We start from the raw sequence: 26,525 nt of genomic DNA on the forward strand, positions 1-26,525 counted from the left end.
TTCTGCCCAGCGGCCCGGTTCTCGGGCATTCATTGGTTCTGCTTTCGCGTGCTGCTTTGAACTCTCCTGTCATCTCCTCGCTCGTCCCCGTCGTGCTCTTCATCGCCATCGGCTTTTTGACGGGGCGCCAGGGCTGGATTCGCAGCAGCGCGGTCAAAGACCTGTCAAACCTCGTCTTCATGGTGCTGTCGCCCGCACTGCTGTTTCGCACCATGAGCACTGTGCACATCGAGGACCTGAACTTTGGCCCCGTGGCCATCTACTTTGCCGCCTTCATCGCGCTGTATGGCGCCACCATGGCGCTGCAGGGCTTCAATCGCCTGGGCGCCGCCCGTGCGCTGGCCAACACGTTCAGCAACACCTTGATGATTGGCGTGCCACTGGTGGGCCTTGTGTTTGGCGATGCCGGGCTGGTCACGCTGTTCACGCTGATTTCGGTGCACTCCCTCATATTGCTGACGGCCGCCACCGTGGTGTTTGAACTGGCCGCCGCCCGCGAGCACGCGGGCCAGTCCGACGCCACGCCCCCACCCATGTGGCGCACCGTGCTGCAGGCCGTGCGCAACGGCGTATTGCACCCCGTGCCGCTGCCCATCGTGGTGGGGCTGTTGTTCGCCCAGACCGGGCTGACCCTGCCCGCCGTGGTCGACAAGCCCTTGCAACTGCTGGGCCAGGCGCTGGGCCCGCTGGCGCTGCTGTTGGTGGGGGTCACACTCGTCTTCACCCCCGTGGGGCACCATTTCAAAGCGGCACTGCGTATCGCCCTGGCCAAGTGCGTGGTGCACCCCCTGCTGCTGGCTGCCCTGGGGTGGGCGCTGGGCCTGTCAGGCCTGCCCCTGGCCGTGATGATCGTGGCCGCCTCGCTGCCCGTGGGGGCCAATGTGTTCTTGTTTGCGCAGCGCTACGAGGTGGCGCAGGATGAAGTCACGGCCAGCGTGGCGGTATCGACGGTGCTGGCGCTGGTGACTATGCCGGTGGTGATTTTGTTGACTACGCGGTTTGTGGTGTGAGGGGGAAGGTGGTGCGTGTCGGTGTGAATTTGGGCAGCGTGAACTCAGCGCTTGTCTCGAGCAAACTTGGATAGCAGGACTCCGAAGCTGCTGTGGATTCCAAATTGATGGATGTGGCCGCACAGAGCACGCAGTAGGCAAGTTCTGTTGGGCTTACTGTCCCGCTATAGTTGGCCGACTTAACCCTTGCCGGGTTTCATGAAAAATTTATACCTGTTTATTTGCACATTGCCGTGGTTTGCAAGCCAACAAGCATGCGGATTGCGAGACTTTTTTCAAAAGATGTATCGTCACGCACCGGATGTATCAACCGGGTTTTGCCGCCTACATTGAGTTGGGCATCACATGAACTTCTCGCTGCCGCTTAAGGACGAACCCCAAGTACAGAAGCAGCACTGCTGCGAGTCCATGACGCACCAAGCGAACATGCACTACCCCAAGGCAACGAGCAGGCTACTCGGCTCCACTGACAAGCGCATCTATTGGTCGCCCGTCTTTGAAGAGTACGGTCTCATATGCTAGCCATCAGCGGAGCTACTACTTATTTCGCACTGCCCGTTCTGCGGCGCAAATTTGCCAGCCTCGAAGCGTAATTCGTGGTTCTCTGTGGACTTCACCCGGTTCAATAGACACCTATCAAGGTCGAAATTGAACTGGAGAGTGAGAAATGAAGAGAGTGCGATACCCGGCTGAGTTCAAGGCAGAAGCCGTCAAACAGGTGACCGAGCGTGGTCATGGGGTAGTGGATGTAGCCAAGCGATTGGGCATGTCGGACAAAAGCCTGTACCTGTGGGTGCGGCTTGCCAAAGAGCAATCGAGCGCAGGGGGGGCAGAGACAAGCCAGCTCAAGGCCGAGGTATCCCGGCTCAAAGCGGAGCTCAAAAGGGCCAATGAGGAGCGCGACATCCTAAAAAAGGCCGCAACGTACTTTGCCAAGCTGTCCGGGTGAAGTACGCATTCATGGCCGAACATAAAGGCCAGTTCCGGCTCAGCAGCATGTGCCGCGTTCTGCGCGTACAGCGCAGTGGCTATTACGCTTGGAAGGCCAATCCAAAGTCCAAACGCGCCTTAGCCGACGATGTCTTGCTGGCAAGCATTCGGCAATCCTTTGACGACAGCCACGGGATTTATGGAAGCCCACGCATCCTGCGGGACTTGCGAGAGGACGGTATGGCGTGCGGTCAAAAACGTGTAGCACGCCTGATGCGCCAGGCCCAACTGCGCTCAGTGCGTGGTTACAAGCGGCCACGCTACCGAGTCGGTCTTCCTGCGACTGCCGCACCGAACCGGTTGCAACGTGAGTTCACGGTCACGCTACCGAACCAAGTGTGGGTCACCGACATTACCTATATCCGAACCCATGAGGGCTGGTTGTACCTAACGGCCGTAATTGACCTGTACTCGCGCATGGTGGTCGGCTGGGCGATGAACTCCAGCATGGCTACAGAGTTGGTGTTGGATGCGCTCACGATGGCAGTGTGGCGCAGGCGCCCAACGGGTCCAGTGATGATCCATTCCGACCAAGGAAGTCAGTTTGGCAGTGACGACTTCGCCCGCTGGTGCAAGGACAACCAATTGGTGCCAAGCATGAGCCGACGTGGAAACTGTTGGGACAACGCGGTAGCAGAGTCCTTCTTCAGCAGCTTGAAGAAGGAGAGAATCAAACGCCATATCTATGCCACCAGGCAAGACGCCAAGTCAGATGTGTTTGACTACATCGAAGGTTTTTACAATCGAATCCGTCGGCACAGTCACCTAGACCAACTGAGTCCGCTGGCATTCGAACAACTTCGAAACGGAAGTTGAAATATGTCTACGAAACCGGGTGAAGTCCAAAGCAAGCGGCGCGGTTGGGCCTGCCCTGGCTAACTGGTCGCTCCAGCGGACGGCTACGCCGCCCGCTGAGCTTCAACGTTATGCGTAGAGGAGATGGCTTGTATTTGAAGGTCGTAAAGCTATTGGAATGGTCGGCTGGCGCATCCCTTCTCGCTTTTTTTGCGGCAGGACTTTTTTGGATAATTTATCCGTCGATTAAAGAGTCTCAGCTGGAAGTAGGAATGAGCAAGTCTGTAGTTCTATCAACTGTGGGAAAAGAGCCAATCTGGACACAGCCGCAACTAGAGCTATGTACCAAAGATCGATGGCTCGGAAACTGTGAGGCAGCATTGAGGTCAAATGCAGTGCAATTTTGGGTATGGAAGTTCGGTGTTGATACGTATTTGGTCGCCGGGTTCGATGCAAATTCAAAACTGGTCTTTAAGGGTTTAGGTGACGTTTGATGCATCGTCATAAAACATCGCATAACAAATCAGCCCAGAACGGACGGCCTGCGGCCTCCGCTGGCCTTAATCGTTAGGCGTCATGGGAATTCAACGCAACGTCCAGCAGCAAGCGGCGGAGACGCAAACCGCGATCAGGCGAGCGGCCTGCATTGGTGCAGCCCTGCCTCAGTGGCTTCGCTCAGCACTCCAAGAGCGTGCTTTGCAGCCACAGGCCGGTCTGTTAGTTCGCTACTTCGTGGTGCCTGAGCAAGAAGGTGATCTCCATACGGGCATCTGGCTTACCGATTCGTTGGAGTTCTGGGAGTTTGAGGTTATGGTTTCGCGAACCAGCCGGCAGATGCTCAACGTTGAAACATTCATCAATGCCACAGTGTCGTATCCGGTCGTCGCAGCACTCCCCGGAACGGGCCCCTCTTTTGGCTATTTAGCTCGCCAGGTGCTTCATGAAACGCGTGACGCCTCCATCAAGCGGACCCGCCTACGGTAGGCCGCTTATGTCGAACGTTGAGCGCAGCTTTCTTTTGAGTTGACTGGCAGCTCCTCGCTGCCTTCACCCGTTCACGATCGCAGCCGCCCCCACCCCCAACAACTGATGCAGATGCGTACTGCTCGTCGTGTACTGCAGCACCACAGGCTTGCCGCTCAGGGCTTCGGCGGCGGCGAAGGCGGCCAGGGTGGCTTCGTGAAAACCGCACACGATCAGCTTGCGCTTGCCGGGGTAAGTGATGATGTCGCCCACGGCGTAGATGCCGGGCGCGCTGGTGCGGAAGGTGGCGGTGTCTACCACCAGTTGCTTGCGTTCCATGGCCAGGCCCCAGTCGGCGATGGGGCCGAGGCGGGGGGAGACGCCCAGGGCGACGACCAGCACATCCATGGGCACGGCCAGCTCGGTGCCCTCGGGCGTCAGGGTTTGCAGGGCGGTCAGGCGCTTGCCCTCGCGGTTGATGCTGGTGTCGCGGGTGATGCCGGTGATTTGCCCGACCACGACTTCGATGCGCCCGGCATCGCGCAGGGCATGCAGCTGTGCAAGCTGGTCGGGCGGGGCGCTGAAGACATCGCGGCGGTGCAGCAGCACCACGCTGGCGGCGGGTGATTCGGCTGCGGTGGCGGCTGCAATGGCGCAAGCCACGGCCGCGTCGTCACCGCCGTGCACCACCAGGCGCTGGCCTTGCAGCGTGGCGGCAGGCGGCAGGTGCTGGTAAAAAAGCTGTGTGCCTGCAAAGGCCTCGATGCCTTCGACCTTGAGGGCGCGGGGCACGAAGGCGCCCACGCCTGCGGCGATAAACACTGCGCGTGCCAGCAGCTGGGTGCCTTGCTGGGTGGTGACGGCGATGCGCCCATCGGGCTGCGGCTGCAGTGCGGCGACCTGTGTGCCCAGGTGCCATTGGGGCTTGAAGGGGGCGATTTGGTCGGTGAGCCGGGCGGCCAGCTCGTGGCCGGTGCACACAGGCACGCCGGGGATGTCGTAGATGGGTTTGTCGCCGTACAGCTCTACGCACTGGCCGCCCGCGTAGGGCAGTGCGTCAACGATGTGGGCCGCCAGGCCTTGCAGGCCCAGCTGAAACACCTGGAACAGGCCGACGGGGCCCGCGCCGATGACGACGGCATCGGTTTCTTGGATCATCGCTGTGGCTCCTGGATGCAGCCGCAGGAACGGGAACGCAAGCGAGTGAGTGTGCGAGGGGGGGCGAGCAAATCAGCGCAAGACGCCCCGCTGCGCTGTGTCAACCAGTGCTGTGTGGGCAACCACCGTTCGGGCTGGGCTTGTGTCAGCCCTGCGCTGCGCTGATGCAAGCCAAAGCGCAGTGTGAACGGTGTGTTGCGAATCACTTGACCAGGTCAGCGATCTTGCCTGGGGTGCCGTTCCACTGGTCGGCGTCGGGCAGTGCGGGCTTGCGCTTGGTGATGCTCTTCCAGCCGTCGGCAAAGGCCAGGTCGGCGTTGAGCTTGATGAAGGCCACTTGATCGGCGGGCAGGTCTTCTTCGGCAAAAATGGCGTTGGCGGGGCACTCGGGGATGCACACGGCACAGTCGATGCATTCATCGGGGTCGATGACAAGCATGTTCGGGCCTTCGCGGAAGCAGTCCACGGGGCAAACGTCCACACAATCGGTGTACTTGCACTTGATGCAGTTTTCGGAAACGACGTGGGTCATGGCTGGAAATTGTGTGGGGTCGGTCGGTGAAAACCCACGATTTTAAGGCCTTCACCCACCATCAGTAACAGGGTCCCTGAGTCCGCAAGGGGGACTCAGGGCATTTTCAAGGCGGTTTTGTTGCGCTGGGTCAGTTCACCAGCACCGCGCCAGCGGTCTTGTGGCTGGCGGTGTCCACCAAGATCAGCGAGCCCAGCACGCGGGCTTTGCCGAAAGCGGCGGCCGGAATCGCCTCTTGCAGCAGCAGCTCCACATGGCCGATGGCGTTGGGGTCGAGCTGCGTGGCGGCTTCTTCGGCCAGCGTGTTGATGTTGAGCTTGTGCACCACGGCTTTCACCTTGGCCTTGACCCAGCGGTGGCCATGCAGCGCCCAGTACACGCGGCCTGCGACCAGCGGCTCGTCGTCCATCCAGGCCACGGTGGTGCGCAGCTCGCGGCTGGCAGGCCACGCTGGCACGGCCGCTGGGGTGTCGCCAAAGTCGTCGTCGGCCGGGGCTGCTGCGGCGGTGGGCGCAGCCAGAATCCAGTCGCCACGCGATACGTCCACCTCGCGGTCGAGGATGATGCCGGCGCTGGTGCCAGCGGGCACGTCCTTGGGGCGGCGGGCGTGGTCCAGCACCTGGGCGACCGTGGCCAGTTGGCCGCTGGGGAAGATTTGCACGGGGGTGCCGGGCGCCACGTTGCCCGAGGCCACACGGCCCCAGAACACGCGGCGGCCCTGGGAGGTATCGGACGACGAGGAGGAGGATTTCTCGACCCATTGCACCGGGAAGGCCAGGGGCAGCGCTGTGTCGGCGGGCGTGTTGGGCAGCGCTTCGAGCACCTGCAGCAGCGTGGGGCCTTGGTAGCCGCACCAGCCTGCATTGGCGTCCACCACGTTCCAGCCCTTGAGGGCCGACACGGGCACGGTGGCGCGCACGGCAATGCCTGCGGCCTGGGCAAAGCGGGCCAGCGCGCCCTGGATGTGCTTCCAGGCCAGGGCCGGGTCAGCCACGGCGTCGAGCTTGTTCACGGCAAACACCAGCGAGTGCACACGCAGCAGGTGGGCCAGCAGGCTGTGGCGGCGGGTTTGGGGCAGCAGGGCCAGCTCGGGGTTTTGCCAGTCGAGCTTGGTGGCATCGACCAGCACCACGGCGGCGTCGGCGCTGCTGGCTGCGGTGACCATGTTGCGGGTGTACTGCTCATGGCCGGGTGCGTCGCCAATGATGAACTTGCGCGTCTCGGTGGCGAAGTAGCGGTAGGCCACGTCGATGGTGATGCCTTGCTCGCGCTCGGCAGACAGACCATCGGTCAGCAGGGCCAGGTCGGTTTCGCCACCGCGCTGCACGCCCGCCAGGTGGTCTTGCAGCACGGCCTTGCTGTCGACCAGCAGGCGGCCGATCAGCGTGCTCTTGCCATCGTCCACGCTGCCGCAGGTGATGAACTTGAGGGCGGAAATATGGTTATTTTGGCCTCCAGCGCTTGCTGGTTGTGCGCTGGCAGCTATTGAATTGATAGTGGTCATCAGAAATACCCGTCCTTCTTGCGCTTCTCCATCGAAGCGTCCGATGTCTTGTCGTCCATGCGCGTGGCGCCGCGTTCGCTCACGTCGGCGGCCAGGGTTTCGATCACGATGTCGGCTGGGGTGGCCGCCGTGCTCTCCACGGGTGCGGTGCAGGTGATGTCGCCCACGGTGCGAAAGCGCACGTCGCGGGTTTCCACAACCTCGCCGTCGCGTGGCGGTGTGAGTTCGGTCACGGGCATCAGCAGGCCCTTGCGGTCCACCACCTGGCGCTTGTGCGTGTAGTAGATGCTGGGCAGGGCGATCTGCTCGCGGTCGATGTACTGCCACACATCGAGCTCGGTCCAGTTGCTGATGGGGAACACGCGGAAGTGCTCGCCGGGCTGCAGGCGGGTGTTGAACAGCGTCCACAGCTCAGGGCGCTGGGCCTTAGGCTGCCATTGGCCAAAGCTGTCGCGGTGGCTGAAGATGCGCTCTTTGGCGCGGGCCTTTTCCTCGTCGCGGCGGGCGCCGCCGATCAGCGCGTCAAAGCGGAATTCTTCAATCGCTTCGAGCAGCGTGACGGACTGGTGCACGTTGCGCGACTCACCCGGGTGGGCCAGGCGCACGGTGCCGCGCGCCATCGAATCCTCGACGTTGCGCACGATGAGTTCGGCACCGAGTTCCTTGGCGCGGAAGTCACGGAAATCCGTCACTTCGGTGAAGTTGTGGCCCGTGTCGATCATCAAGAGCGGGTACGGAATGCCGCCACCACTGGCTTTGGTGCCAAAGGCCTTTTCGGCGCACTTGAGCATGACGAGCGAATCCTTGCCGCCCGAAAACAGCAGGGCGGGGCGCTCGAAGGCGGCGGCGACTTCGCGCAGGATGAAGATGGTTTCTTCTTCCAGGGCGTCGAGGTGCGAGTTGTTGAGGTGGTAGCTCATGTTGTTGTTTTGCAGCTGGGCTGCATCGGTGCGGGCGTTCATGGTCGGTGCTGCTGTGGAATCAGTGGGCCAGATGCAAACCGCACTCGCGGTTGTCTTCGCCCTTGGTGGGGTCCACGTAGTCAAAGTTGTTGGGCAGGCCGTGTTTGACGCAGTACTCGTGCAGGTCTTTGGATGACCAGTGCAGCAGGGGGGCCACCTTGATGAGGCCGTCAGGGTTGATGCTGACGGGGTCCATCTGGGCACGCACGGCAGTGTCGGTGGCGCGCAGGGCCGTGAACCACACCTTGGGCGCGGTCTCGCGCAGGGCGCGGGCAAAAGGCTCCAGCTTCACTTCTTCGGTAAACGCGGCGTGGCGTGGGTCATCCAGCGCGGGGGTGGCGCCTTCCACGGCTTCGCGGTGCGCACGCGAGCGGCGTGGCAGGTAAATCTGCAGCTTCAGGCCCAGCTGCTTCGTCACCTCGTCGGCAAAGCGGTAGGTGGCTTCGGTGTTGTAGCCGTTGTCCATCCACACCACCGGCACATCAGGGTTGACCTGCGTGACCATGTGCAGGATCACTGCCTCGAAGGGGCGGAAGTTGGTGGTGACGATGGCGGGCTGGCCCAGCCCCAGCGCCCAGGCCACCAGGTCTGGGGCGTTGCGGCCGAGGTCGGCGTTGATGCGTGCGAGATCGATTTGGCTCATGGTGCGGGGCTTTGCGGTTGGGTTCTCAGGCGGCGGTGCGGTGGGCAAACAGCGGCTGGGGGTTCACGGCGTCGCCCTGGTAGAAGCCGGGGAACAGCTCAAACTGGCGCTGGGCATCGGCGGCGTCCACCCCCTCGGCCAGCACGGCGCTGCTAAAGCCTGTGCGCTGCATCTGCACCAGCTGGTCGATCAGCACATCGCCTGTGGCGCGGATTTCGCCCGCAAAGCCACGGCGGCGGCGCAGCAAGAAGGCCTGGCTGAACGCACGGCCATCGGTGAAGTTGGGGAAGTGCAGGTCCACACGTTCCACGCCATCGAGTGGCAGGGCCATGGCGTCGGCATCGTTGGCCAGCGCCACCACGCGGGCGTCGCCTTCCGCCGGGGGCTGGTGTTCGTGGGATGCGAGAAGTTTCAGGTTCATCATCGTTCGGAGATCAGTGGCAGGGCGGCCTCAGGCCGTGGCCAGGGTTTCGTCTTTGTGGCGGGCGAGCTTTGCGGCTTCCTTGAACGGGTCCAGGCCGGTGCGGCGCACGGTGTTCTGGAAGGTCTCGCCGCTTTCGCGCAGGTCGCGGTAGGTGCCGAGCACGGCCTCGATCACGTCGGGCACTTCGGCCGCCGAGAACGAGGGGCCAATCACCTTGCCTGCGACGGCAGCGCTCGACAGGTCCGAACCATCGGAGCCGCCCAGCGTGACCTGGTACCACTCCTTGCCGTCCTTATCCACACCCAGGATGCCGATATGGCCGCTGTGGTGGTGGCCGCAGCTGTTGATGCAGCCGCTGATGTGCAGGTCGATCTCGCCGATGTCGTCCAGCTCGTCCAGGTCTTGGTAGCGCTGGGTGATGGCCTCGGCAATGGGCAGCGAGCGGGCATTGGCCAGCGCGCAGAAGTCGCCACCGGGGCAGGCGATCATGTCGGTGAGCAGCTGCACGTTGGCGCTGGCCAGGCCCAGGGCCTTGGCCTCTTGCCACAGCGCGAACAGGCGGCTGGCATGCACCCAGGGCAGCAGCACGTTCTGGTCGTGCGTCACGCGGGCTTCGCCAGCGGAGTATTTGTCCACCAGATCGGCCAGCGCGATGAGTTGTTCGCTGGTGGCGTCGCCGGGCGACTGGCCGGGGCGCTTGAACGACAGCGTGACGGCGCGCAGTTGCGGGTTTTGGTGTGCGTGCACGTTGCGCTGCAGCCAGCGGCCAAACATCACATGCTCTGCCGCCTGCGCGTCCAGCGAGGCCTGCAAGGCTGCGGGAGGCACGTCGGCAATGTCGGCCAGCTTCGGTGTCACAAAGCAGGAGGCCACGCGGTCAAACTCGGCCTGCGGAATGGTGTGCGGGCCACCGTCGATCTCCAGGATCTGGCGGTACTCTTCTTCCACATCGTCGATGTACTGCTGGCCTTCGGCCTTGACCAAAATCTTGATGCGGGCCTTGTACTTGTTGTCGCGGCGGCCGTGCTCGTTGTACACGCGCACGATGGCCTCGATGTAATTCATGATCTGGTTCCAGGGCAGGAACTCGCGGATCACGGTACCAATCACTGGCGTGCGGCCCATGCCGCCGCCCACAAACACCTTGAAGCCGATCTCGCCAGCGTCGTTCTTGAGCAGGTGCAGGCCCACGTCGTGCCAGCCGGTGGCAGCGCGGTCGTCCTTGGCGCCGCTGATGGCGATCTTGAACTTGCGGGGCAGGAAGGCGAACTCGGGGTGCAGCGTGGTCCACTGGCGGATGATTTCCGCATAGGGACGCGGGTCCACGATCTCATCCACGGCAATGCCTGCCAGGGCGTCGGTGGTGGTGTTGCGAATGCAGTTGCCGCTGGTCTGAATGCCGTGCAATTGCACGCTGGCCAGCAGGTCCATCACGTCCGCGCTTTTGGACAGCGGAATCCAGTTGAACTGCACATTCGTGCGGGTGGTGAAGTGGGCGCAGTTCTTGGGCAGGAAGGTGGTGCCCAGCTTGCCCTGGCCTTCCATGGCGGCCTTGAAGACGGCGGCTTCCGGTTCGTCGTATTCGCGGGCAATTTGGGCCAGCACGCGCAGCTGGCGGCTGGCGATTTCGCCGTAGGGCACCGCCACGCGCAGCATGGGCGCGTAGCGCTGCACATACCAGCCGTTTTGCAGGCGCAGTGGGCGGAAGTTGTCTTCCGACAGCTTGCCGGTTTGCCAGCGCGTGAGCTGGTCACGGAATTGCCGTGCCCGCTGTTGCACAAATTGTTGGTCGAATTCTGTGTATTGGTACATCGTGGTCAGTGCAGTTCAGTGCGTGCAACTCAAATCAAGATCAGTTTGAAGCCCGCCCAGGCGAGCAACAGCGAGAGGGCAGAGCGAATCAGCCGCTCAGGTGTGCGGGTGACCAGGCGAGAGCCCAGCCAGATGCCCGGCAGCGAGCCAGCCAGCAATTGTGCAAGCAAAGGCCAATCGACCGAGCCCAGCGATGCGTGTCCCAGACCGGCCACGAGGGTCAATGGCACGGCGTAGGCGATGTCGGCGCCAATGATGCGCGGCAGCGGCAGCATGGGGTAGACCAGCAGCAGCACGGTGACGCCAATGGCCCCTGCGCCCACCGAGGTGAAGGTGACCAGCGTGCCGATCACGGCGCCCATCAGGATGGGCAGGCTCCAGTGGCGAGGGCGTGTGGGGTCGCCAGTGTGGTTCTTGCGGGCTGCGGCTTCGGCCGCCTGGCGCTGGGCAGAAAAGGCCACGGCCTTGTAGAGCGTGGCCGCAGCCGTCAGCAGCAGGGCAAAGCCCAAGGTGGTGGTCATGATGCGCTGGGCCGTGCCGCTGGCGGGGCCCAGCACCTGCAAAGCCCACAGCGCCAGCAGTGCGGCCGGAATGCTGCCTGCGCACAGTTGGCCCACCACCTTCCAGGGCACCAGCCGCTGGCGGGCCAGGCTCACGGTGCCGCCCATCTTGGTGAAAGCGGCAAACAGCAGGTCGGTGCCTACGGCCATGTGGGGCTTGATGCCGAAGAAGAAGATCAGGATGGGTGTCATCAGCGAGCCGCCGCCCACACCCGTGAGCCCGACGATCAGGCCCACTGCAAACCCCGCAAAGACAAACGCCAATTCATGCATGGCCGCGAATGTAGAGGGGCGGCTTATGGATGCAAACTATTGTTTTGCTCTGCCAATATGCAAATATTTATATAAGCAAGGATTGGAGGGGCTTTGCGCCCGATTTTTGAGACGGTGCACTGTGGCGGGCGGCTTACGCCCCCTCATGTCTCGCTTTGCACAGACGCTTGTCGCGCCCTCACATCCGCTCGCTCGACAGCGCCCGCGCCAGCTTGGCGTCCAGCGGCAAAGGCTCGGCATTCAGGCGGGCGGCCAGCAGCTCGCCGCACAGCAGGGCCAGCGTCAGCCCGCGTGCGCCCATGGCGGTGCACACCCACAGGCCAGGCAGTGCCTGCGCGTCCACAGGTCCCACGATGGGCAGGCGGTCTGGGGCGGTGCAGCGCACGGCGGCCCAGTGTTCTACGGCGGGCGGCGTGTCGGTGGTCTCTGCGGCGTGGGCCAGACGGGCCTCAAAGCGCGGGGCCAACTGGCGTGCGGCCGTGGGTAGCAGGGTTTGCAGCTTGTCCCAGTGTGACGCGTGCGCCGCCTGCTGGTCGGCGGCGCTGGCGGGCAGCTCCGTCACGTTGCGCTCGAAGGTCGAGCCCATGATCCATGCGCGCTCAAAGGCTTCGCCTGCCGATTCATTGTTGCTGCACAGCCCAAAAGACGGCACCACGTTGCCATGCCCGTTGGCCGGAAAGGGCGCGGGCGGCGGCAGGTGGGCGGCATAGCGCCCCCACGACACCTGGCCGCGCACGGGCTGCAGGGGCCAGCGGTCGGTCAGCAGGGTGGGGCTGCCAGCGCCTGCGGCAATCACCACCACCGGGGCTTGCGCCAGCACCTGGCCTTGGGCATCCAGGGCTTGCCATGTGGTGAATGCAGCGGTGGCGTCTGCTCCGCCCGCAGCAGGCATTGCCCGCAGGCTGGCCACCTGGCATTGGCCTTGCCAAGTGACGCCGGGTTCACGCAGCAGTGCTCGCACCATTTGGGGGGGCGTATCCAGCCCGCCTGGGCGTGCCAGCAGGCCACGGCATCGGGTGGCAGGCCCGCGTGCTCGCGGGCATCGGGTGGGGCGGGGGTGGTCCAGTCGGCACCGGGGCCGTCTTGCCAGTCGGCGGGCAGGCCGGGGCTGCCATCGGTGCGGTGCTCCAGCACGCCGGTGGGGCCCCAGTCTTGTCCGGCCTGCAGACGTTGTTGCGCCTGCTGCAGTGTGGTGCGCACGCCGCTGCGTGACAGGCGCGACAGCACGGCGTCATCAGGCGAAACATGGGGCGCAAACACCCCGGCAGGCAGGCCCGATGCCCCTGCGGCGGGCTCGCTGGCCTGGTCCAGCACCTGCACTTGCCAGCCCCGACGGGCCAGGCTGGCGGCAGTGGCGGCACCCGCCAGGCCGCCGCCAATCACCAAGCAATGCTGCGGTTGTGCGGTGGCATGGGGGGCGGCATCGGGCAAGGTGGCCGTGCGGGCCCGTGGCTCCCAGTGGGGGTTGTAGGTGGCGTGCAGGTTGTCGCGCTTGGGGGGCACGCCGGGCACGCGCTGCACTTCAAAGCCGCATTCGGCCAGTGCATCGCGCACGGCGCGGGCAATGGTCCAGGTGGCCAGCTGTGTGCCCCGGCGGCAGCAGCGCGCCACGGCCTTCAGGGTGTGTGTGCTCCAGATGTCGGGGTTGACCGAGGGGCTGAAGCCATCGAGGTACACCGAGTCGGCCGTGGGCGCCTGCTGGCGCAGCATCTCTTGCGCATCGCCCACATACAGGGTGAGCAACACGCGGCCCTCGTCAAACGCCAGGCGGTGCACGCCGGGCAGCAGGCCCCACCACTGCGCATGCAACTGCTCGGCCAAGGGGGCCAGCTCGGGGTGGGCGGTGGTGGCGCGCAGCAGGTCGGCAGCGCTCACCGGCCAGGCTTCGGTCGACACAAAGTGCAGCCGGCGGGGGCGCTGCGCGTCGGCCCGCCATGCGGCCCAGGTGACGAGAAAGTTCAGCCCAAAGCCAAAGCCTGTCTCCAGCACCCGCCATTGGGGCTGCCCGGCCCAGGCCGCAGGCAGGCCGCAGCCTTGCAGAAACACCCGGCGGGCTTGGTCCAGGCCGCCGTTTTCACTGTGATAGCGGTCGGCAAAGCGGGGGCTGTAGGGGGTGCCGTCGGGCAACCAGTCGATGGGCTCGGACATGGGGTGAGGGGCTGCTGAAAATCGAAATCGCGCAAGCCTTGCGTGCGTCTCAGAAAAAGAAATGGCGCCGCAAGGGCGCCGTGCTGAGGCTGCTTTGTACCGGAAGCCGGGGAGCCTGCGGTTGTGCTAGATCATTGGCTGGGCGGGACATAGCCCGCTGCGCCACCAAAGAAGTGGTTTTAGCGAAACCACTTCTCGCAGCGCTGCACTTCGCTTGGCTTCGTTATGCGCTGGGCGGGACATAGCCCGCTGCGGCGTCTGCGCCGCCGCCGAAAAAGTGATTCTCCATCTGCCGGGCCAAATACTGGCGGGCGCGGGCGTCGGCCAGGTTCAGGCGGTTTTCGTTGACCAGCATGGTTTGGTGCTTGAGCCAGTCGGCCCAGGCTTGCTTGCTCACGCTTTCCCAGATGCGCTTGCCCAGCTCGCCAGGGTAGGGCGGAAAGTCCAGGCCTTCTGCCTCTTGGCCGAGTTTGATGCATTGGACGGTGCGTGCCATGGTGGTTCCTTGTCGTGGTCTATGTGAAATCGAGACGGCATCAGGCGCCAGCAGGTGCGGACGTTGAGCTTGCCTCAGATGATTTGGATATAAAGAACTGAAATCTCAGTAGTTCCAGTTTTTAAGAGGGCCTTCCAGAATGCGTTTCATCGGTGTTTTGCACCGCCCCGCATTCCAATAAACGAGGCCCTCCATGAACTTTCGCCGCGACTTTATCAAGTTTCCATTTGCCGCAGCCTTTGCAGGCGCTTTGGCCCTGACGGCACTGCCGTCGTTTGCGCAGTCTGTGACGCTGCTCAATGTGTCGTACGACCCCACGCGGGAGTTGTATGTGGAGTTCAACCAGGCGTTCGCCAAATACTGGAAGGCCAAGACCGGCCAGGACGTGACCATCAAGCAAAGCCACGGCGGCTCGGGCAAGCAAGCGCGCTCCATCATCGACGGGCTGGACGCCGACGTGGCCACCCTGGCGCTGGCGGGCGACACCGATGCGCTGCACACCAACGGCGGCTGGATCACCAAAGACTGGCAAAAGCGCCTGCCGCACAACAGCTCGCCTTACACCTCCACCATCGTGCTGGTGGTGCGCCAGGGCAACCCCAAGGGCATCAAGGATTGGGATGACCTCGTCAAGCCCGGGATCAGCGTGATCACGCCCAACCCCAAGACCTCGGGCGGCGCCCGCTGGAACTACCTGGCCGCGTGGGAGTTTGCCAAGCGCAAGTACGGCGGCGACGCCAAGGCCAAAGATTTTGTGGCCAAGCTGTATGGCAATGTGCCTGTGCTCGACACCGGCGCACGCGGCTCCACCATCACGTTTGCCCAGCGCAACCAGGGCGACGTGCTGGTGGCCTGGGAGAACGAGGCCTACCTGCTCGAAAAAGAATTCGGCACCAAGTTCGACGTGATCGCGCCCTCCATCTCCATCCTGGCCGAGCCCGCCGTGACGGTGGTGGACAAGAACGTGGACAAGAAGGGCACGCGTGCCGTGGCCGAGGAATACCTCAAGTTCCTCTACACCGAAGAGGGCCAGGACATTGCAGGCAAAAACTTCTACCGCCCCGCCATTTCCGACAAGGCCAAGGCCAAGTACGCCAAGCAGTTCCCCAAGCTGAACCTGTTCACCATCGACGACGCCTTCGGCGGCTGGACCAAGGCGGCCAAGGACCACTTTGCCGACGGCGCCAGCTTCGACCTGATCTACACCAAGAAGTAACCGGCCCGTACTCCGCGCCCAGCCCTCCGTGCACCACGGGCCCCGGCCATGCCAGGGCTTTGGATGGACCCGCCTGCCAAGCCGTGCAGTGCGGGCAGGGCGGAGCACAGCCTGAACGCATCCTTTGAAGAAAATCAGGCTCTAGCGCTTATCTATCAAGCGCTGGCAGCTATCAAAACAGTAGTGAAGGAAAGATATGTCCGCCTTGTTGATTGCCGGCAGCCCTTCAGAGCGCTCCCGCTCTGCCGCCTTGCTGGATGCCGTGTCGCAGCGCCTGCACGCCCGAGGTGCCTTGGTGGACCGAATCCACATCCGCGACCTCTCGCCCCAGGCCCTGTTGCTGGCCGACTTTGGCCACCCCACCGTGGTGGCTGCGGCCGACCAGGTGGCCCAGGCCCGCGTGCTGGTGGTGGCCACCCCGGTCTACAAGGCCGCCTACAGTGGCGTGCTCAAGGTGTTTTTGGACCTGCTGCCGCAAACCGCGCTCAAGGGCAAAACCGTGCTGCCCCTGGCCACAGGTGGCAGCCCGCACCACATGCTGGCGCTGGACTACGCCCTGCGGCCCGTGCTGCAGTCGCTGGGTGCCAAGCACATCCTGCCCGGCATCTACGCCACCGATTCGCAAGTGGCCGTGACGCCCGAGGGCGGCTACGACGTGCACAGCGACATCGCTGCGCGGCTGGACGATGCGGTGAATCTGCTGATCACCGAAACCCTCAAGCCCACACCCGCCCAGGCCGGACGCTTCGAGCCCGTCCACTTCTCGCAGGTGCGATGTAGCGTGTAACGCAGCCACCAGGCCAGCGGTGGGGGCGCAGAAGCCTCCACCCTGGGCCTGATTCTTCTCCCCTTGATTTGTTGACATGCCCAGGTTGCAGGGCAGGGGGCACTGTTGCCCGCTGCACGGCGATAGCGGATCGCTGATTTCCGATAGCACCACCGCCTGGGCGACTGAACCACCCCAAAAGAGCATCCCATGACACACCGTTTTTCATCTTCACGCCGCCAAGTGCTGGCGACCAGCATTGCTACCGGCTTGGCCGCTGCAGGTCTGGCCACCCCGGCCTTGGCCCAGTCGTCCGCAGCCCCCGTGCTGCGGGTGGGCCACCAAAAAGGCTGGCTCTCGCTCATCAAGGCCCGTGGCACGCTCGAAAAGCGCCTGGCCCCGCTGGGCGCCAAGGTGACCTGGACCGAGTTCAACGCCGGCCCTGTACAGCTCGAAGCGCTCAACGTCGGCTCCATCGACTTTGGTGACGTGGGCGAAGCACCCCCCATCTTTGCCCAGGCCGCTGGCGCGCCGCTGGTGTACGCGGGCTCCTCGGTGCCCCGTCCGGCGGTAGAGGCCGTGGTGGTGCCCAAGGACTCGGCCATCCGCACCGTGGCCGACCTCAAGGGCAAGCGCGTGGCCTACAACAAGGGCTCCAATGTGCATTACTTTTTGGTCAAGCTGCTGGAAAAGCACGGGCTGAAGTACGCCGACGTGCAATCCGTCTTCCTGGCGCCGCCCGATGCCCGTGCTGCCTTTGAAAAAGGCGCGGTAGACGCCTGGGTGATCTGGGACCCCTTCCTCGCCTCGGCCGAGAAAACGCTGGGCGCCCGCATCCTGGCCAACGCCCAGGGCGTGGTCAATAACCGTGCGTACTACTTCACCTCGCGCGACTTTGCCACCCGCCACCCCGAGGTGCTGCGCATTGCCGTGGACGAGGTCAACACCATCGAGACCTGGATCTCCAAGAACAAGGCCGAGGCCGCCGCCGAGCTGGCGCAAGTGCTGGGGCTGGACCGCTCCATCACCGAGCTGTTTGTGGGCCGCGTGGGCTATGGCACCACCGTGGTCACCCGCGACATCCTGGCCGAGCAGCAAGCCATTGCCGACACCTTCTTTGACCTGAAGCTGATCCCCAAAAAGCTGAACCTGCTGCACGCCGCCCCTGTGGACCTGAAGTAATCCAGGCACCGCTGTAGCCCTATTGATGCACTGACCGAGGAGCCCACCATGCCCACCCGTACGCCTGCACCCATGCCATTTCCTCTGCACCAGCGCCTGCAGCAGATGCTGTGCGTCACGGCCCAGGCCTGGGGGCTGAGTGTCAGGCCTTGCAACGGCGCGGGGCGTGCACCGACCTTCGGTTTTGCGATCTCGTACTGACCCCCAAAAAAACAGGCACCTGGCCCCAAGGCCGGGGCCCCAAAACACTCTCAGCCCCCCAGCACACAGGTGACCTCCATGCAGATTTTCTGGTTCATCCCCACCCACGGCGACAGCCGCTACCTGGGCACCGCCAAGGGCGGCCGCCAGCTCAGCCACGACTACCTCAAGCAAGTGGCCGTCGCGGCAGACAGCCTGGGCTACGAAGGCGTGCTCATCCCCACCGGACGTTCGTGCGAAGACCCGTGGGTCATTGCATCGACCCTGCTGCCCGTCACGCGCAACCTCAAGTTCTTGGTGGCGGTGCGCCCCGGCCTGCATCAGCCCGCGCTGGCCGCCCGCATGGCCGCCACGTTCGACCGCCTCTCGGGCGGGCGCCTGCTCATCAACCTGGTCACCGGCGGCGACCAGACCGAGCTGGAGGGCGACGGCGTGTTTCTCGACCACGCCGAGCGCTACGAGCAGTCGGCAGAGTTCATCCGCATCTGGCGCGAAATTCTGGCCCGCAGCCACGCTGGCGAAACCTACGACTACGAGGGCAAGCACCTGAGCGTGAAGGGCGCCAAGTTGCTGTTCCCGCCGCTGCAAAAGCCCCACCCTCCGGTGTACTTCGGCGGCTCGTCTGCCGCAGCGCACGACCTGGCGGCCGAGCAGGTCGAGACCTACCTCACCTGGGGAGAGCCACCGGCCGAAGTGGCCAAGAAAGTGGCCGATGTGCGCGAGCGTGCCGCCAAGCTGGGCCGCACGGTGCAATTCGGCATCCGCCTGCACGTCATCGTGCGTGAGACGGAGGAGCAAGCCTGGGCTGCGGCAGAAGAACTCATCAGCCATGTGGACGACGACACCGTGGTGCGCGCCCAGGCCGTGTTTGCCCGCATGGATTCTGAAGGCCAGCGCCGCATGGCCGCGCTGCACGCCGGTGGCGCCAAGCGCAGCCGCAAAGACCTGGAGATCAGCCCCAACCTGTGGGCCGGTGTGGGCCTGGTGCGCGGCGGCGCGGGCACGGCCCTGGTGGGCAGCCCTGAAACCGTGGCCGCCCGCATCCAGGAATACGCCGACCTGGGGCTGGACACCTTTGTGCTCTCGGGCTACCCACACCTCGAAGAAGCCTACCGCTTTGCCGAGCTGGTGTTTCCGCTTCTGCCCGTCAAGGTGCAGGAAAAGCTCACCGGTGGCAACCCGCTGGGCCCCTTTGGCGAAACCGTGGGCAACCAGTACGTGCCCAAGGCGTCGCAAAGCTGAGCTGGCGGCACGGCGAAACAGGACATTCACCATGGTCGTCCACTCCATCAACCACGTGCAGCTGCCCTTTCCTTCGGGGGCCGAGGGGCAGATTCGCAACTTCTACAACAGCCTGCTGGGCCTGCCTGAAGTGCGCCTGCAAGCGGGCAATGCGCTGCGCTTTGTGGCAGGCACCCAGCGCATTGACTTGGTGCCCACCGAGCAGTGGCAGCCCGCGCCTGCGGTGTCGCACCTGGCCTTTGAGGTGCAAGACCTGCCCGCGCTGCGCGGCCGCCTGCTGCAGGCCCAACTGCCGCTGGTAGAGAACCGCGCGCTGCCTGGCTACCTGCGCTTTTACGTCAAAGACCCAGCGGGCAACCAGCTGGAGTTTCTGGAACCCGATCACACACCGTGAGCCATCGCATGACCCAAATTCAAAACGTTCGCGAGCTGCAGGTCGCCCCTGCAGGTTCTGCCGCTACTGTCTCCGACACCCCTGACGAGTCCGGCAGCCCGGTGCTGCCATCGCAACTGGCCCTGTTTGCCCGCAACGTGGGCCAACGCCTGCTGCCCTGGGCCGTGCCCGTGGGCCTCATCGTGCTGTGGCAAATTGCCTCGTCGCTGGGCTGGCTCTCTACCCGCGTGCTGCCTGCGCCGCTGGATGTGATCAAGGCCGCGTGGGCCCTGGCCGCCTCGGGCGAGCTGTGGACGCACGTCAAGGTCAGCGCGGGCCGTGCCCTGGCGGGGCTGGCCATTGGCGGCGGGCTGGGCCTGGTGTTGGGCCTGCTCACTGGCTCGGTGCGGTTTTTTGAGACGCTGCTGGACTCCACCATCCAGATGGTGCGCAACATCCCCGCGCTGGCACTTATCCCACTCGTCATCCTGTGGTTTGGCATTGACGAGTCGGCCAAGCTGTTCCTCATCAGCGTGTCGGTGTTCTTCCCGATCTACCTCAACACCTTCCACGGCATCCGCAATGTAGACCCTGGCCTCATCGAAATGGGCCGCACCTACGGCCTGAGCCGCTGGCAGCTCTACCAGCAGATCATCCTGCCCGGGGCGCTGTCCAGCATCCTGGTGGGGCTGCGCTTTTCGCTGGGGCTGATGTGGGTGATCCTCATCGTGGCCGAAACCATCTCGGCCCAGGCGGGCATTGGCTACCTGACCATGAACGCCCGTGAGTTCCTGCAGACCGACATCGTGCTCGTGGGCATCCTGCTCTACGCCTTGCTGGGCAAGCTGGCCGACGTGTTTGCCAAGATGCTGGAAAGCTACTGGCTGCGCTGGCACCCCGGCTACCAGGCCGCGTGATGCAGGAGGACATGGACATGACCCGACTGCACACCACTGCTGCCATTGCTACCCGCCGCCAGGCCCTGCGCACGTTGGCTGTGCTGAGCGCTGCCACCGGCTGGACTACATGGGCCCAGGCCCAGGGCAGCGCCGCCAAGCCCCAGGTGCTGCGCCTGGGCTATCAAAAGTCGTCCACCCTGGCCGTGGTGCTCAAGACCCGTGGCACGCTGGAGCAATTGCTGGCGCCCCTGCAAGTCAAGGTGAGCTGGCACGAGTTCACCAGCGGCCTGCCGCTGCTCGAAGCCCTGAACCTGGGCAACGTGGACGTGAGCGCCGATGTGGCCGACACCGTGCCCGTGTTTGCCCAGGCGGCAGGCGCGCAGCTCACGTTTGTGGCGCAAGAGGCCCCATCGCCCTCGGCCCAGGCCATCGTGGTGCGGGCGGATTCGCCCATCAAAACCGTGGCCGACCTCAAGGGCAAGAAGGTGGGCTTTGCCAAGGCCGCAGGCGCGCATTACCTGCTGATTGCCGCGCTGGACAAAGCGGGCCTCGCGTTCAAGGACATCGAGCCCGCCTACCTCACTCCCGCCGATGGCCGCGCCGCTTTTGAGCGCGGTGCCATCGACGCCTGGGTGGTGTGGGACCCGTTCCTGGCCGCCGTGCAGCGCCAATCGGCCGTGCGGGTGATTGCGGACGGCCGTGGGCAGGGGCAGGGCGACATCGCTTCGTACCAGCGCTACTACCTCGCCTCCACCCCGTTTGCCCAGGCGCGGCCCGATGTGCTGCAGGTGCTGTTTGCCGAGCTGAAAAAAGCCGGACAGTGGGTCAAGCAAAGCCCGCAAGACGCGGCTGCCTTGCTCGCCCCGGTGTGGGGGCTGGACGCCGCCACGGTGGAGCAGGCCAACAGCCGCCGCAGCTACGACGTGCGCGCCGTGCAGCCCGGCCTGCTGGCCGAGCAGCAGCGCATTGCCGATGCCTTCTTGTCCGAAAAACTCCTGCCACGGCGCGTGAACGCGCTGGACGTGGCCCTTTTCAAACCCGGAGCCTGATGCCATGACTGAACCCCTTTCTTCCGCAAAGCCCGCAGGCACCGGCGTGCGCCTGGAAGTGCGCGGCGTGGACAAGCGCTACGGCGCGCGCAGCGTGCTCAAAAAGGCCGACCTGGTGATCGAACCCGGCGAGTTTGTCGCCATCGTGGGCCGCAGCGGCTGCGGCAAAAGCACGCTGCTGCGCTTGGTGGCGGGGCTGGAATCCGTCTCGGGCGGAGCCATCCGCATCGACGGCGAGGGCGTGAGCGGCCTGAGCGACAGCACCCGCATCATGTTCCAGGACTCGCGCTTGCTGCCCTGGAAGCGCGTGGCCGACAACGTGGCCCTGGGCCTGCCGCCCGCACAGCGCGGCGCAGCCGCCGACGTGCTGGCCCGCGTGGGCCTGGGCGACCGGCTGGGCGAATGGCCAGCGCGCCTGTCCGGCGGCCAGCGCCAGCGCGTGGCCCTGGCCCGCGCCTTGGTCCACAACCCGCGCCTGCTGTTGCTGGATGAACCCCTGGGCGCGCTCGATGCGCTCACCCGCATCGAAATGCACCGCCTGATCGAAGGCCTGTGGCGCAGCAGCGGCTTTACCGCGCTGCTCGTCACCCACGACGTGCAAGAAGCCGTGGCCCTGGCCGACCGCGTGATCCTGATCGAGGACGGCCAAATTGCGCTGGACCAACGCATTGACTTGCCACGCCCACGATCCCACGGCGACGCCGCTTTTGCCGCACTGGAAAAACGCATCCTCGACCGCGTGCTGCAAAAGCCCGACCCCGAGTCCGCTGCAGGCGGTGCGAGCTGGCCCGGTGTGCCCGCCCACGGCCTGCGCTGGGCCATCTGATCCGTTTTCGTTATCCGCTTCCTTTTTATCAACGTCAGCCTTTTACCAACGGACTTTCAAGGAGAACCCCATGTCCATTCAAGCCATCAACGTACGCAACCAGTTCAAGGGCAAAGTGCGCGAAATCATCCGTGGCGATGTCGTCTCTGAGGTCGATGTCGAAACCCCTTGGGGCATCGTCACCTCCGTCATCACCACCCGTTCGGTGGACGACCTGGGCCTGGTCGTCGGCTCCGACGTCGTCGCGCTGGTCAAGTCCACCGAGGTGTCCATCGCCAAGCTGTGAGTTGATTTTTATGGGGTCGGCACGGAACCTGCTTGAACCGTTCACTGAGCGCAGTCGAAGCGCCGCGCAAGGTTTCGACAAGCTCAACCCGAACGGATATTTCAAGTTCAAAGAGGCCTGCTGCATAATTAAATTGGCGTCTAGCGCTTTATATATAAGCGCGAGGTGCTATTGAAAGCGTAGCATTTTTGCTTCCGTTCAAAGCAGCACCTGCCGCGCGCTGCACCCCTCAGGCCCTTGCACAGGGCCTGAGTTTTTTGGTGCTGACCAGGCAAAGTGCGGGCACGGGGCACCCGGCCAGGGGGCGCTTGCCAGTGCGCCGGATAAAACGTATGATATGTGTCATGCGAAATAGACAGCCCAATGCCCGAGCCGCTGCCAAAGAGGCCACCCACGAACGCATCGTGTCGGTGGCTGCGCGGGCGATCCGCCGCCAGGGCTATCACGGCACGGGGGTGGCAGACATCATGAAGGAGGCGGGCCTGACGCACGGCGCCTTCTATGCGCACTTTGAGTCCCGCGAAGCCATGTTGACCGAAGCTGCGGCCCAGGCGTGTGCGGAATCTGCGGCGCTCGTTGCAAACGTCGTGGCGGGCGAGTCCTCTCAGCGGGCGCTGGTGACCATGCTCAACGCCTACCTCTCCAAACAGCATGTCGAGGGCGTCGAAACGGGCTGCCCCCTGGCCGCACTGGGTTCTGAGACCGTGCGCCAGACCCCCGAGGTGCGCCGTGTCGCGACCCGGCACATCAAGGAAATGGTCGACCTGATTGCCCGCCAGTCGCCGCAGTGGGGCCAGCCTGAAGCCCATGAGGGCGCACTGGTCACCATTGCCACCATGGTGGGCGCCCTGGTGCTGGCCCGTGCTGTGGATGAGCCCGCCTTGTCAGACAGCCTGCGCGAGGCCGCCATCAAGCACCTGACGCCCCCCGGCGCGCCGGGCTGATTCTGTCAGCCGCGCGCTTTTTTTTGCATTTTTATATGATGATTGTCATGCGAAATTTGAGGCAAACGGTGTGGCCTGCACCTTGAAGCCCGCTTGGCACGCTCAACCACGTTGGCCCCGCTGCAATAAGGAAACCCCATGAAAGCCTTTGTCCTCGATCGCTATGCCAAGCAGGGTGCGCTGCGGCCTGCCGACATCCCGCAGCCCGACCTGCACGACGACGAGGTGCTGGTGGCGGTGCATGCCGCTGGCGTCAACCTGCTCGACGCAAAAATCAGAAGCGGTGAGTTCAAACTCATCCTGCCCTACAAGCTGCCCCTCGTCCTCGGGCATGACGTGGCCGGTGTGGTGGTCAAGGTCGGTTCGCGCGTTCAGCAGTTCAAGCCCGGCGACGAGGTGTACGCCCGCCCTGACGATTTCCGCATTGGCGCTTTTGCAGAGCTGCTGGCTGTCAAAGAGTCATCGCTGGCTGCCAAGCCCCGTGGCCTGACGATGGAAGAGGCGGCGTCCATTCCCTTGGTGGGCTTGACGGCCTGGCAGGCCCTGGTGGAAAAGGCCCAGCTCCAAAAAGGGCAGAAGGTGTTCATTCAGGCGGGCTCGGGTGGCGTGGGTACCTTTGCCATCCAGCTGGCCAAGCACCTGGGCGCCACCGTGGCCACCACCACCAGCGCGGGCAATGCGGCCCTGGTCAAGAGCCTGGGCGCGGATGTGGTCATCGACTACAAGACGCAAAACTTTGAAGACGTGCTGCGCGACTACGACGTGGTCCTTCACAGCCAAGACGGCCAGGCGCTGGCCAAGTCCCTGCGGGTGCTGAAAAAGGGCGGTCGGCTCATCTCCATCTCTGGCCCGCCAGACCCTGAATTTGGCAAGGACATCCGTGCCCCCGGCTTTGTGCGACTGGTGATGCGCCTGCTCAGCGCAGGCACCCGGCGGCGTGCCCGCAAGCTGGGTATTGGCTACTCGTTCCTCTTCATGCGGGCGCACGGTGGCCAGTTGCAAGAGATCACCCGCCTCATCGAAGCGGGCGCCATCCGCCCGGTGATCGACAAAGTCTTTCCGTTCAACGCCACCAACGAAGCCCTGGCCTATGTAGAAGCTGGGCGCGCCAAGGGCAAGGTTGTCGTCAAGGTGCGCTGACCGGCGTTGCTGGCGCTTCCTCGCTAATCCCTTTCATACCCCACAACTTTTCCCACCCCCTGGAGATTTCCATGAAGATTGAAAACGCTGTTGTCCTCATCACCGGTGCCAATCGCGGCATCGGTTTGGCATTTGCCCGCGAGTTGCTCGCCCGTGGTGTGCGCAAGGTGTACGCCGGTGCGCGTGATCCTGCCACCATCACCCCCAGGCTGGCTTGCAGGCCCTGCGCCTGGATGTGAACAACCCCAACGATGTCGCCGCTGCTGCCGCGTTGGCGTCAGACGTCACGCTCGTGATCAACAACGCAGGCATCGCCCAGCCTGGCGGATTTTTGGCTGCTGACAGCGAAGAGGTCACCCGCAGGCTCTTTGAAACCAACTTTTTCGCCATGCTGCGTGTGAGCAAAGTGTTTGCCCCCGTCTTGCAGGCCAACGGTGGCGGGGCATTGCTCAATGTGCTGTCGGTGGCCTCGTGGGTCAACGGCGGTGAACTGGCGGCTTACTCGGCCAGCAAGTCGGCCGCCTGGTCGCTGACCAATGCGCTGCGCTACGAGTTGGCCGCGCAAAAGACGCAGGTGCTGGGGCTGCACATGGGTTATGTGGACACCGACCTGACCCGCGGCTTTGAAGTACCCAAGACCAGCCCCGAGCAGATCGTCCAGCGCGCGCTGGATGGGCTGGAGGCGGGCGCAGACGAAGTGCTGGCCGATGAGATCACCCAGCACGTCAAGCAGTCGATGGCGGCAGACCGCCCTGGCTACTTGCCGACGCAGGCCTGACGGTGTGCAGGGCGGCTTGCTTGCCCTGCACGCAGTGAAGCGGCTTTAGGCCTTGTGGCTCCATCGAAAGGGGGATGCCTAGGGCCGAAACCAGATCTTGAGCGTGACATACAGCGCGTAGCCAAACGCCACCACGCACCACGCCAGGAAAAACACGTTGGCCCAGTACTGCCCGGTCTGCTCCGCCAGCGTGTAAATCTGCCCGGCACAGCCCTTGCCCACGCAAGGCACCTCGCCCCGCGCCAGCGCGCGCAGCAGGGCAAACAACAGATAGCTGCCGGCAGCGCCCAGCACCAAAAAACCCACCGGCCCCACCATGCCCTGGGTGGGCTCGCCTTTGTCGTCTCTATGCCCTTGGTTGAGCAGCTTTTGCCCATGCCGGTAAAAGAAGAAACCGACCAAAAGCATGAGTGCGTAGTACAGGAACGTGAGCATATCGGGCAGTGGGTGTAGGCCGCCGAGGTTTGGGGGGATGCTGCCTATGGTATCTGCGCTCAACGCTGGGGGCACGCGCAGCGGCGCACCAGGGCGCTTCGCGCTTTGCCATTTATGCGCGCATTTTCAATGAAATTGCCGTCTGGCGCTCTACAGTAAAGCGCTGGCAGCTATATTTTTAATAGCTATTGGGTCGGTTGCTGTTGCGGCAGGCACCCTGCAAACCCCTTCGGCCCGGGGGCCGATACCTCTGCCTGCGTCAGCGCCACCATGGCGTCGTTCTGGCCGGGGGCTTTGGTCAGGCGCTGGCCGTTTTGCCAGCGCCACTGTTTGCCGTCAAAGCTGTACACCAGCGTGTGTGTGCGGTTGGAGAGCAGGTGCGCTGGCGTTAGCGTGATGGCCTTCGCCTCTGCCTCGGTGGCGGCCGTGGCCCGGGCCTCGTTGTCTTTGATGACGATCTTGCCCACAAAGGGCGTCACGAGCGATTCGGTGGCGTTGACCTCGGGCTGTACCAGGGCAGGGCTGTAGCCGGTCTTGGCCCAGGTGCCGTTGTCTTGGGTGCCTGGCTCGTTGAAGGGGTCCACATGCGCCTCACGCGCGGCCAGGAACTGGGTGCACGCGGCGGTGATGGCGGCAAAGCGGTCGTTGGCTTGCTGCGCAGCGGCCGTGGGTTGTGGCGGCGCTGCAGTTTGGTTGCACGCTGCCAGCGCGGCACAGGCCAGCACGGCAGTCGTGGCGATGGTCAGCGCGGAATGTGGTGAGCGGTGTGTTGAACGCATCGGTGCGTTGCCAGAATGGGCGGGCATAGGGGGCTGGGGCTATCAAAAAAAGAGCCCGGCGCTGGGCCGGGTTGGGGAGGGGGATTGAAACGTGCGGTCAGAGCGCTGAATCCATGCGTTGAATCCCCGCGTTGGATCA

Annotated in this window: 27 protein-coding genes and 2 pseudogenes; 17 read left to right on the top strand and 12 right to left on the bottom strand. The window is 64.1% G+C overall.

Features of this window, described 5'->3' with window-relative positions; genetic code table 11:
• Positions 1-56 precede the first annotated feature (56 nt).
• The 4 genes from EAG14_RS09665 (at position 57) to EAG14_RS09675 (ending at position 3,779) form a co-directional block, all read left to right on the top strand.
• Positions 57-1,010, top strand: coding sequence for an AEC family transporter (locus EAG14_RS09665; RefSeq protein ID WP_121728715.1), 954 nt, complete (start codon positions 57-59; stop codon positions 1,008-1,010).
• A 543-nt stretch (positions 1,011-1,553) separates the two neighbouring features.
• Positions 1,554-1,703, top strand: a complete 150-nt coding sequence (locus EAG14_RS23745) for a hypothetical protein (RefSeq protein ID WP_371414417.1) — start codon at positions 1,554-1,556, stop codon at positions 1,701-1,703.
• Positions 1,678-2,816, top strand: a protein-coding gene (locus EAG14_RS09670; protein ID WP_371414366.1) for an IS3 family transposase whose coding sequence is annotated in 2 segments (ribosomal slippage) — positions 1,678-1,927 and positions 1,927-2,816 — 1,140 coding nt in all. Because the reading frame shifts where the segments join, the coding sequence is not laid out codon by codon here. The genes EAG14_RS23745 and EAG14_RS09670 overlap by 26 nt, the downstream gene beginning before the upstream one ends.
• A gap of 555 nt (positions 2,817-3,371) precedes the next feature.
• On the top strand, positions 3,372-3,779 hold the full coding sequence (locus tag EAG14_RS09675; RefSeq protein ID WP_121728716.1) for a hypothetical protein: 408 nt from the start codon (positions 3,372-3,374) through the stop codon (positions 3,777-3,779).
• Between the two features lie 63 nt (positions 3,780-3,842).
• Here EAG14_RS09675 and EAG14_RS09680 read toward each other — a convergent pair whose 3' ends face one another.
• The 10 genes and pseudogenes from EAG14_RS09680 to EAG14_RS09725 form a co-directional block, all read right to left on the bottom strand.
• The gene (locus tag EAG14_RS09680; RefSeq protein WP_121728717.1) at positions 3,843-4,916 is read right to left on the bottom strand and encodes an NAD(P)/FAD-dependent oxidoreductase; all 1,074 of its coding nucleotides are present in this window, start codon (positions 4,914-4,916) and stop codon (positions 3,843-3,845) included.
• A gap of 202 nt (positions 4,917-5,118) precedes the next feature.
• The gene (gene fdxA / locus EAG14_RS09685; protein ID WP_099655576.1) at positions 5,119-5,448 is read right to left on the bottom strand and encodes a ferredoxin FdxA; all 330 of its coding nucleotides are present in this window, start codon (positions 5,446-5,448) and stop codon (positions 5,119-5,121) included.
• Positions 5,449-5,578: 130 nt separating this feature from the next.
• A complete protein-coding gene (locus tag EAG14_RS09690; RefSeq protein WP_121728718.1) occupies positions 5,579-6,952 on the bottom strand; it encodes a sulfate adenylyltransferase subunit 1 in 1,374 nt (457 codons plus the stop codon).
• A complete protein-coding gene (gene cysD / locus EAG14_RS09695; protein WP_099655574.1) occupies positions 6,952-7,914 on the bottom strand; it encodes a sulfate adenylyltransferase subunit CysD in 963 nt (320 codons plus the stop codon). Before cysD ends, EAG14_RS09690 begins: the two co-directional genes overlap by 1 nt.
• A 19-nt stretch (positions 7,915-7,933) precedes the next feature.
• Entirely contained in the window at positions 7,934-8,557 is a 624-nt protein-coding gene (locus EAG14_RS09700; RefSeq protein ID WP_055393876.1) for a phosphoadenosine phosphosulfate reductase family protein, read from the bottom strand.
• A gap of 25 nt (positions 8,558-8,582) precedes the next feature.
• Complete coding sequence (locus EAG14_RS09705) at positions 8,583-8,972, bottom strand: DUF934 domain-containing protein (protein WP_121730399.1); 390 nt, start codon at positions 8,970-8,972, stop codon at positions 8,583-8,585.
• Between the two features lie 36 nt (positions 8,973-9,008).
• Positions 9,009-10,793 (bottom strand): nitrite/sulfite reductase, encoded by a 1,785-nt coding sequence (locus EAG14_RS09710; protein WP_121728719.1) that lies wholly within the window; start codon positions 10,791-10,793, stop codon positions 9,009-9,011.
• A 29-nt stretch (positions 10,794-10,822) separates the two neighbouring features.
• Complete coding sequence (locus EAG14_RS09715; protein WP_099655572.1) at positions 10,823-11,626, bottom strand: sulfite exporter TauE/SafE family protein; 804 nt, start codon at positions 11,624-11,626, stop codon at positions 10,823-10,825.
• A gap of 178 nt (positions 11,627-11,804) precedes the next feature.
• A pseudogene (gene mnmC, locus EAG14_RS09720) lies at positions 11,805-13,774 on the bottom strand (FAD-dependent 5-carboxymethylaminomethyl-2-thiouridine(34) oxidoreductase MnmC).
• 223 nt (positions 13,775-13,997) lie between these two features.
• Positions 13,998-14,270, bottom strand: a complete 273-nt coding sequence (locus tag EAG14_RS09725; protein ID WP_099655570.1) for an oxidative damage protection protein — start codon at positions 14,268-14,270, stop codon at positions 13,998-14,000.
• 193 nt (positions 14,271-14,463) lie between these two features.
• On the opposite strand from EAG14_RS09725, the gene EAG14_RS09730 reads away from it, so the two are divergent.
• The 13 genes and pseudogenes from EAG14_RS09730 (at position 14,464) to EAG14_RS09785 (ending at position 25,172) form a co-directional block, all read left to right on the top strand.
• Entirely contained in the window at positions 14,464-15,486 is a 1,023-nt protein-coding gene (locus tag EAG14_RS09730; RefSeq protein ID WP_121728720.1) for a sulfate ABC transporter substrate-binding protein, read from the top strand.
• Between the two features lie 196 nt (positions 15,487-15,682).
• Positions 15,683-16,273: an NADPH-dependent FMN reductase gene (gene ssuE, locus EAG14_RS09735; RefSeq protein WP_121728721.1), complete on the top strand. Its 591-nt coding sequence runs from the start codon at positions 15,683-15,685 to the stop codon at positions 16,271-16,273.
• A 189-nt stretch (positions 16,274-16,462) separates the two neighbouring features.
• Positions 16,463-17,434: a sulfonate ABC transporter substrate-binding protein gene (locus EAG14_RS09740; protein ID WP_121728722.1), complete on the top strand. Its 972-nt coding sequence runs from the start codon at positions 16,463-16,465 to the stop codon at positions 17,432-17,434.
• 48 nt (positions 17,435-17,482) lie between these two features.
• Positions 17,483-17,635 carry a hypothetical protein gene (locus EAG14_RS22735; protein ID WP_162995948.1) on the top strand — a complete coding sequence of 51 codons (153 nt, stop codon included), beginning with the start codon at positions 17,483-17,485 and terminating at the stop codon, positions 17,633-17,635.
• Between the two features lie 78 nt (positions 17,636-17,713).
• Positions 17,714-18,877 (top strand): FMNH2-dependent alkanesulfonate monooxygenase, encoded by a 1,164-nt coding sequence (gene ssuD, locus EAG14_RS09745; RefSeq protein ID WP_121728723.1) that lies wholly within the window; start codon positions 17,714-17,716, stop codon positions 18,875-18,877.
• 31 nt (positions 18,878-18,908) lie between these two features.
• Positions 18,909-19,271 carry a VOC family protein gene (locus tag EAG14_RS09750; protein WP_099655565.1) on the top strand — a complete coding sequence of 121 codons (363 nt, stop codon included), beginning with the start codon at positions 18,909-18,911 and terminating at the stop codon, positions 19,269-19,271.
• Between the two features lie 8 nt (positions 19,272-19,279).
• On the top strand, positions 19,280-20,167 hold the full coding sequence (gene ssuC, locus EAG14_RS09755) for an aliphatic sulfonate ABC transporter permease SsuC (protein WP_121728724.1): 888 nt from the start codon (positions 19,280-19,282) through the stop codon (positions 20,165-20,167).
• Between the two features lie 17 nt (positions 20,168-20,184).
• On the top strand, positions 20,185-21,198 hold the full coding sequence (locus tag EAG14_RS09760) for an aliphatic sulfonate ABC transporter substrate-binding protein (protein WP_121730400.1): 1,014 nt from the start codon (positions 20,185-20,187) through the stop codon (positions 21,196-21,198).
• 4 nt (positions 21,199-21,202) lie between these two features.
• Positions 21,203-22,024: an ATP-binding cassette domain-containing protein gene (locus EAG14_RS09765; protein ID WP_099741216.1), complete on the top strand. Its 822-nt coding sequence runs from the start codon at positions 21,203-21,205 to the stop codon at positions 22,022-22,024.
• Positions 22,025-22,094: 70 nt separating this feature from the next.
• Positions 22,095-22,310, top strand: a complete 216-nt coding sequence (locus tag EAG14_RS09770; RefSeq protein ID WP_015013774.1) for a molybdopterin-binding protein — start codon at positions 22,095-22,097, stop codon at positions 22,308-22,310.
• Positions 22,311-22,642: 332 nt separating this feature from the next.
• A complete protein-coding gene (locus EAG14_RS09775) occupies positions 22,643-23,254 on the top strand; it encodes a TetR/AcrR family transcriptional regulator (RefSeq protein ID WP_099655562.1) in 612 nt (203 codons plus the stop codon).
• 138 nt (positions 23,255-23,392) lie between these two features.
• Entirely contained in the window at positions 23,393-24,394 is a 1,002-nt protein-coding gene (locus tag EAG14_RS09780; RefSeq protein ID WP_121728725.1) for an NADP-dependent oxidoreductase, read from the top strand.
• A gap of 71 nt (positions 24,395-24,465) precedes the next feature.
• Positions 24,466-25,172: pseudogene (locus tag EAG14_RS09785) on the top strand (SDR family oxidoreductase).
• A gap of 78 nt (positions 25,173-25,250) precedes the next feature.
• Here EAG14_RS09785 and EAG14_RS09790 read toward each other — a convergent pair.
• Together EAG14_RS09790 and EAG14_RS09795 are read right to left on the bottom strand one after the other, a co-directional pair.
• Positions 25,251-25,607 carry a hypothetical protein gene (locus EAG14_RS09790; RefSeq protein ID WP_121728726.1) on the bottom strand — a complete coding sequence of 119 codons (357 nt, stop codon included), beginning with the start codon at positions 25,605-25,607 and terminating at the stop codon, positions 25,251-25,253.
• Between the two features lie 185 nt (positions 25,608-25,792).
• Entirely contained in the window at positions 25,793-26,386 is a 594-nt protein-coding gene (locus EAG14_RS09795) for a hypothetical protein (RefSeq protein WP_121730401.1), read from the bottom strand.
• Between the last annotated feature and the right edge of the window lie 139 nt (positions 26,387-26,525).

This window comes from Acidovorax sp. 1608163 (genome assembly GCF_003669015.1).
Lineage (GTDB): Bacteria > Pseudomonadota > Gammaproteobacteria > Burkholderiales > Burkholderiaceae_C > Acidovorax.

Excerpts from the sequence above, each read along its gene's own strand:
- ssuD (WP_121728723.1), top strand. The coding sequence starts at position 17,714 with ATGCAGATTTTCTGGTTCATCCCCACCCACGGCGACAGCCGCTACCTG.
- EAG14_RS09765 (WP_099741216.1), top strand. The coding sequence starts at position 21,203 with ATGACTGAACCCCTTTCTTCCGCAAAGCCCGCAGGCACCGGCGTGCGC.
- EAG14_RS09675 (WP_121728716.1), top strand. The coding sequence starts at position 3,372 with ATGGGAATTCAACGCAACGTCCAGCAGCAAGCGGCGGAGACGCAAACC.
- EAG14_RS09740 (WP_121728722.1), top strand. The coding sequence starts at position 16,463 with ATGACACACCGTTTTTCATCTTCACGCCGCCAAGTGCTGGCGACCAGC.
- EAG14_RS09770 (WP_015013774.1), top strand. The coding sequence starts at position 22,095 with ATGTCCATTCAAGCCATCAACGTACGCAACCAGTTCAAGGGCAAAGTG.
- EAG14_RS09730 (WP_121728720.1), top strand. The coding sequence starts at position 14,464 with ATGAACTTTCGCCGCGACTTTATCAAGTTTCCATTTGCCGCAGCCTTT.
- fdxA (WP_099655576.1), bottom strand. The coding sequence starts at position 5,448 with ATGACCCACGTCGTTTCCGAAAACTGCATCAAGTGCAAGTACACCGAT.
- EAG14_RS09760 (WP_121730400.1), top strand. The coding sequence starts at position 20,185 with ATGACCCGACTGCACACCACTGCTGCCATTGCTACCCGCCGCCAGGCC.
- EAG14_RS09690 (WP_121728718.1), bottom strand. The coding sequence starts at position 6,952 with ATGACCACTATCAATTCAATAGCTGCCAGCGCACAACCAGCAAGCGCT.
- cysD (WP_099655574.1), bottom strand. The coding sequence starts at position 7,914 with ATGAACGCCCGCACCGATGCAGCCCAGCTGCAAAACAACAACATGAGC.
- EAG14_RS09780 (WP_121728725.1), top strand. The coding sequence starts at position 23,393 with ATGAAAGCCTTTGTCCTCGATCGCTATGCCAAGCAGGGTGCGCTGCGG.
- EAG14_RS09680 (WP_121728717.1), bottom strand. The coding sequence starts at position 4,916 with ATGATCCAAGAAACCGATGCCGTCGTCATCGGCGCGGGCCCCGTCGGC.
- EAG14_RS09750 (WP_099655565.1), top strand. The coding sequence starts at position 18,909 with ATGGTCGTCCACTCCATCAACCACGTGCAGCTGCCCTTTCCTTCGGGG.
- ssuC (WP_121728724.1), top strand. The coding sequence starts at position 19,280 with ATGACCCAAATTCAAAACGTTCGCGAGCTGCAGGTCGCCCCTGCAGGT.
- EAG14_RS09795 (WP_121730401.1), bottom strand. The coding sequence starts at position 26,386 with ATGCGTTCAACACACCGCTCACCACATTCCGCGCTGACCATCGCCACG.
- ssuE (WP_121728721.1), top strand. The coding sequence starts at position 15,683 with ATGTCCGCCTTGTTGATTGCCGGCAGCCCTTCAGAGCGCTCCCGCTCT.
- EAG14_RS09710 (WP_121728719.1), bottom strand. The coding sequence starts at position 10,793 with ATGTACCAATACACAGAATTCGACCAACAATTTGTGCAACAGCGGGCA.
- EAG14_RS09775 (WP_099655562.1), top strand. The coding sequence starts at position 22,643 with ATGATATGTGTCATGCGAAATAGACAGCCCAATGCCCGAGCCGCTGCC.
- EAG14_RS09790 (WP_121728726.1), bottom strand. The coding sequence starts at position 25,607 with ATGCTCACGTTCCTGTACTACGCACTCATGCTTTTGGTCGGTTTCTTC.
- EAG14_RS09715 (WP_099655572.1), bottom strand. The coding sequence starts at position 11,626 with ATGCATGAATTGGCGTTTGTCTTTGCGGGGTTTGCAGTGGGCCTGATC.
- EAG14_RS22735 (WP_162995948.1), top strand. The coding sequence starts at position 17,483 with ATGCCCACCCGTACGCCTGCACCCATGCCATTTCCTCTGCACCAGCGC.
- EAG14_RS09700 (WP_055393876.1), bottom strand. The coding sequence starts at position 8,557 with ATGAGCCAAATCGATCTCGCACGCATCAACGCCGACCTCGGCCGCAAC.
- EAG14_RS09725 (WP_099655570.1), bottom strand. The coding sequence starts at position 14,270 with ATGGCACGCACCGTCCAATGCATCAAACTCGGCCAAGAGGCAGAAGGC.